This window comes from Schnuerera sp. (genome assembly GCF_035459645.1).
In the GTDB taxonomy this organism is placed as follows: Bacteria; Bacillota; Clostridia; order Tissierellales; family Tepidimicrobiaceae; genus Schnuerera.
On record NZ_DATHXO010000439.1, the window covers coordinates 1 to 5,557 of the forward strand.

6 protein-coding genes are annotated in these 5,557 nt (G+C 32.1%); all 6 read left to right on the top strand.

Translation table 11 applies throughout. The features are described 5' to 3' along the window. Positions 1–812: GTP 3',8-cyclase MoaA (gene moaA / locus VK998_RS10360; protein WP_325228052.1), on the top strand; the 812-nt coding region annotated here is incomplete at its 5' end. A gap of 1 nt (position 813) precedes the next feature. Next, the gene (gene moaC / locus VK998_RS10365) at positions 814–1,287 is read left to right on the top strand and encodes a cyclic pyranopterin monophosphate synthase MoaC (protein WP_325228053.1); all 474 of its coding nucleotides are present in this window, start codon (positions 814–816) and stop codon (positions 1,285–1,287) included. Positions 1,288–1,305: 18 nt separating this feature from the next. Beyond that, positions 1,306–1,740, top strand: coding sequence for an MOSC domain-containing protein (locus VK998_RS10370; RefSeq protein WP_325228054.1), 435 nt, complete (start codon positions 1,306–1,308; stop codon positions 1,738–1,740). Next, positions 1,741–2,199: an MOSC domain-containing protein gene (locus tag VK998_RS10375; protein WP_325228055.1), complete on the top strand. Its 459-nt coding sequence runs from the start codon at positions 1,741–1,743 to the stop codon at positions 2,197–2,199. It abuts the gene before it with no gap. Between the two features lie 5 nt (positions 2,200–2,204). Continuing rightward, entirely contained in the window at positions 2,205–3,551 is a 1,347-nt protein-coding gene (locus tag VK998_RS10380) for a sigma-54 interaction domain-containing protein (protein WP_325228056.1), read from the top strand. Positions 3,552–3,727: 176 nt separating this feature from the next. After that, on the top strand, positions 3,728–5,557 hold a 1,830-nt coding region (locus VK998_RS10385), incomplete at its 3' end, for an aldehyde ferredoxin oxidoreductase family protein (protein WP_325228057.1).

The window sequence follows — 5,557 nt, forward strand, 5'->3', positions numbered from 1 at the left end:
AAATAGCAAAAGTTTTTGTGAAACTAGGAGTAAAAAAGATTAGACTTACTGGCGGAGAGCCTTTATTACGAGCTGGTATACTGGATATTGTTGAAAGAATTGGGAAATTAGAAGGACTAAAAGATTTTGCAATAACTACTAATGGAGTATTATTAAAAAAATATGCAAAGGAATTAAAGATTAGAGGATTAAAAAGGGTTAACATTAGTTTAGATACATTAGATGAAAACAAATATAAAAATATAACTAGAACTGGTAAGTTGAAAGATGTTTTAGAAGGAATTGAGGCTGCAAAGGAAGTAGGTTTAACTCCTATAAAAATTAATACAGTTTTAATAGGTGGATTTAACGATGACGAGATAATAGATTTAGTAAAAATAACAGAAAAAGAAGATATAGATATAAGATTCATTGAATTGATGCCTATAGGAGAAGCTATAAAACTAGAATCAAAAAATTTTGTATCTAATGAAATTGTATTAGAAAAAGTACCAGAGCTGGTTTCGGTGGCAAGGGAGGATATATCATCTCCTGCAGTTTATTATAAATTACCTAAGGGTAAGGGAAGGGTTGGATTAATTAATCCAATTTCTTGTAAATTTTGCGAATACTGCAACAGAGTCAGGTTAACAGCTCAAGGGAAACTGAAATTATGTCTTCACTCTAATGATGAAATAGATTTAAAAGAAACTTTAAGAAATGGACAGGATATAGAGAAGATAATAATAGATGCTATAGGACAAAAACCAGAATCTCATCATTTGGAAGATGGGAAATATGTGTCTAAAAAAATGTACCAAATAGGAGGCTAAAATGGAATTTACTCATTTTAATGAAGAAGGCAGAGCACATATGGTGGAAGTAGGAAACAAAGAAGACACTAAAAGGGTAGCTAAAGCTTATGGAAGGATAAAGATGAAAAGAGAAACCGTACAGTTAATTAAGGATGGATTGATAAAAAAAGGGGATGTACTATCAGTGGCGCAAATAGGAGGTATTATGGGTTCTAAGAGGACTAGTGAACTTATCCCCATGTGCCATAATATCTTTATAACAGGCTCCAATATTAGGTTTAATATACTAGATGAGGCCATAGAAATAGAATCAGAGGTAAAAACTATAGGTAAAACTGGAGTAGAGATGGAAGCATTAACAGCTGTATCCATAGCTGCTTTAACTATATATGATATGTGTAAAGCAGTGGATAAAGGAATGGTTATTGAAGAGATAAAATTATTGGAAAAATCCGGTGGTAAATCTGGTGAATATATTAGGAAAGAAGATTAATAGGGAGAGGTGTAAAATATGATTGGCAAGGTAATTGATATAAATATATCTGAAAAAAAAGGTGTAGTTAAAAAACCTATAGAAAAAGGAGTTTTTATTGAGGATTATGGATTGGAAGGAGATGCCCATGCAGGAAAATGGCATAGACAAGTTAGTTTACTTGGAATCGAAAGTTTTAAAAAGGTAGAACAAATGGGGATTGAAGATTTAAACCATGGTGATTTTGCAGAAAATATTACTACTGAGGGAATAATATTATATGAGCTTCCGGTAGGAACAAAATTAAAAATTGGAGAAACCATACAAGAAGTAACTCAAATAGGTAAAGAATGCCATAGCGGATGTGCAATTTCCAAGAAAGTAGGAAAATGTATAATGCCTAAAGAGGGTATATTTACAAAAATAATAAAGGGTGGAGTTGTTAAACCAGGAGATAGTATAGAGGTGCTTTAGATGAAGGTAAATTCTCTATTTATAAAGAGGAAAAAAGGTGGAAACATTGAAAGGATTGAGGAAGGGTATTTTAAAAGAGAAAAAGGTTTAGTTGGAGATATTAATGGAATAGGTGGAGATAGGCAAGTTTCCATTGCTACTGAAAGAGCTAGAAAATATATAGAAGGAGAAGGTGCCAAAGGGATTTGTGGAAAAAGATTTTATGAAAATATAACAATTGAAGGATTAAATATTGAAAAATTTTTTATAGGCCAAAAGGTCATTATAGGTGAAACCATACAAGAAATAACTCATATAGGAAAAAGATGTTTTCCTGAATGCAATCTATTTATATTAAATGATCCATGTCCACTATCGAAGGAAGTATTATTTACTAGAGTATTAAAAAATGGAATTGTAAAAGCAGGAGATAAAGTGGGTATAATGTATTATAACAACACAGATGATGGAGTTAGGTGATAAACATGGATTATAAAGAATATGTGAATAATATTTTAAATAACATACCTTTAGGAATTGCTATAACAGGTATAGATGGTTATGTTAAGAATGTTAATATTCAATTACTGGATATGTTTGGTTATAAATTAGCAGAAGTAATGGGAAAACCTATATGTAATCTATTTCAACATCCAGATACAGTAGAAAAACTGTTGCAGAAACGAAGAAATATAATAGAAGAAGAAGTATATGTTAAGGCAAGAACAAATAAGATTAGGTTTAATATGTCATCATATCCTATACATGGAATTGATGATAAAAAAATTGATATGATATATATTTTTAATGATATAAAAAAGGAAAGAAAACTAACAAATAAGATAATAGACAATAAAGCAATTTATACTTTTGATAAAATAATTTCTAAAGATAAGAACTTCAATAGGTTAATTCGTTTTGCCAAGGAGGTATCTGATTCTAAATCTACTGTACTTATTACAGGGGAATCAGGTACTGGAAAAGAAGTATTTGCACAATCCATACACAATTATAGCAATAGAAGAGATAAATCTTTCGTTGCTATCAATAGCGGTGCTATCCCCAAAAGTTTAATTGAATCCGAATTATTTGGATATGAAGAAGGGGCTTTTACTGGTGCAAAGAAGGAAGGTAGGCTAGGAAAGTTTGAAATAGCCCATGGAGGAACTATATTTTTAGATGAAATAGGTGAGATGCCCTATGATATGCAGACTAGGCTTTTAAGAGTAATTGAAGAGGGTGTAGTTTCTAGAATAGGTGGACTAGATCAAAAAGTTGTTGATGTAAGGATAATAGCAGCCAGTAATAGAGATTTAAAAGAAGAAGTGGAAAAGGGTAATTTTAGAAAGGATTTATTCTATAGATTAAATGTGTTGCCTATAAGGATTCCACCATTAAAAAGAAGAAAAGAAGATATTCCCTTATTAATAGATTATTTTATGGAGAAAATATCTAATAGGCTAAATAAGAAAAAAGTTCTCATATCTGAAGAAAAATTAGATGAACTAATGGACTATGACTGGCCAGGTAATGTTAGGGAACTAGAAAATTTTATTGAGTTGTCAATAAATTTAGGCTATATACCAAATGGAAAAGAAGATGAAGAAGGACTTAAATTAAATGGGCTAAAGGAATATAAATATGAAAATCTAATGTTAGATTATATGGAAAAAAGACATATAATAAAGGTATTGAAAATCTTTTCTTGCAATATTACAAAATCAGCAGAGGCCCTTGGTATTGGTAGAAATACCCTTTATAGGAAGATGGATAAATATGGGATAGATTGTTCCGATGTTGAACAGTGGTCTGTTATGGAACGAAATATATAGCGGTATTTGCTCTGTTTTTGAACGGTTATTATAAAAGCCTTGATATCAAGCTTGATATCAAGGCTTTTAATTTTTTGGCATAAATTATGCATTATCTATGATTATATAGGCAAAATCTGAATGCTAATAAGTAAAATTATTTAAAGTTATTATAAATTAATAGGGAGGTAGTAAATATGAGTGGATATATGGGGAAGATATTGAGAGTAAATTTGACGAATAGGACTGTGAAAGTAGAACCATTAGATTTAAAGGTAGCACAGAAGTATTTAGGCTCTAGAGGCCTTGGGGTAAAAATTATGTTGGATGAAGTTCCAGCTAATGTAGATCCTTTTAGTGAAGAAAATAAAATTATAATAGCGACTGGAGCTTTAACTGGGGCACCTGTTCCTACTAGTGGAAGATATATGATTATAAGTAAATCACCTTTAACAGGAACTATTGCTATTGCCAATTCAGGTGGATATTGGGGACCTAAATTTAAAGCTACAGGGCATGATGCCATAATATTCGAGGGCAAGGCTGATAAACCAGTATATCTATATATTGAAGATGATAAGATAGAAATAAGAGATGCTTCCCATATATGGGGTAAAACCGTATCAGAAGCCACAGAAATTATTAAAGAGGATTATGAGGGGGTTAATATATTATCTATAGGTCCTGCAGGAGAAAAGTTATCTTTAATGGCGTCTATAATGAACGATTTAGATAGAGCTGCTGGTCGTGGCGGTATAGGTGCAGTAATGGGTTCTAAAAACCTAAAAGCAGTTGTAGTAAAGGGAAGTAAAAAAGTTTCACTATTTGATGAAGAAAGGGTTAAGAAAGTTTCATCGGAAAAGATTAAAATATTAAGGGACGATCCAGTAGCAGGAGGAGGGCTTCCATCCTATGGTAGTGCTGTTTTAGTAAATATAATTAATGAATCTGGAGTATTGCCAGTAAGGAATTTCCAGAAATCCTATACAGATAATGCAGACTTAATATCTGGAGAGACTATGACTGAAAAGTATTTAGTTAAGAAACAAGCTTGTTATAGATGTCCAATTGCTTGTGGTAGAGTAGTTAAATTAGCCGATGGTTCAGTGGTTGGAGGACCTGAATATGAAACTATATGGTCCTATGGAGCAGACTGTGATGTATATGATTATAATGCTATAAATGAAGCCAATATGCTTTGTAATGAATATGGTTTAGATACTATCTCGGCAGGTGCAACTATAGCTGCAGCTATGGAACTTTATGAAAAAGGATATATAAAAGATGAAGAAATAGAAGAAGATGGTTTAAGTTTAAATTGGGGAGATGCAAAAGCTGTAGTAGGATGGACCAAGAAGATGGCATTAAGAGAAGGATTTGGTGATAAATTAACTGATGGTTCCTATAGATTGGCAGAATCATACGGCGTTCCTGAATTTTCTATGACAGTTAAAAAGCAAGAACTTCCTGCTTATGACCCAAGGGGAGTTCAAGGGCATGGTATTACCTATGCAGTGAATAATAGGGGAGGATGTCATATAAAAGGATATATGATAAGTCCAGAAATACTAGGTTATCCAGAAAAATTAGATAGACTATCTTTAGAAGGAAAAGCCGCTTATGCTAAGGTATTCCATGATTTAACTGCTGTAATAGATTCTATAGGTCTATGTGTATTCAGTACTTTTGGCTTAGGATTACCTGATTATGTAGATATGTATAACGCAGTATGTGGAGATATATATGATGATGATTCTTTACTAGAGGCTGGAGAAAGGGTATGGAATTTGGAAAAACTGTTTAATTTAAGAGAAGGAATAGACAGTTCCCAAGATACTCTACCAAAGAGATTATTGGAAGAACCTGTAGTAAATGGGCCTACAGAAGGACATATACATCATCTTGATAAATTACTGCCAGAATACTATGAAGTAAGAGGTTGGGATGAAAAAGGAATACCAACGGAAGAAACATTAGATAGATTAGGTCTTGAAGAATATAAAAAATATATAGGATTAGTAACTGAA

Excerpts from the sequence above, each read along its gene's own strand:
- moaC (WP_325228053.1), top strand. The coding sequence starts at position 814 with ATGGAATTTACTCATTTTAATGAAGAAGGCAGAGCACATATGGTGGAA.
- VK998_RS10370 (WP_325228054.1), top strand. The coding sequence starts at position 1,306 with ATGATTGGCAAGGTAATTGATATAAATATATCTGAAAAAAAAGGTGTA.
- VK998_RS10380 (WP_325228056.1), top strand. The coding sequence starts at position 2,205 with ATGGATTATAAAGAATATGTGAATAATATTTTAAATAACATACCTTTA.
- VK998_RS10375 (WP_325228055.1), top strand. The coding sequence starts at position 1,741 with ATGAAGGTAAATTCTCTATTTATAAAGAGGAAAAAAGGTGGAAACATT.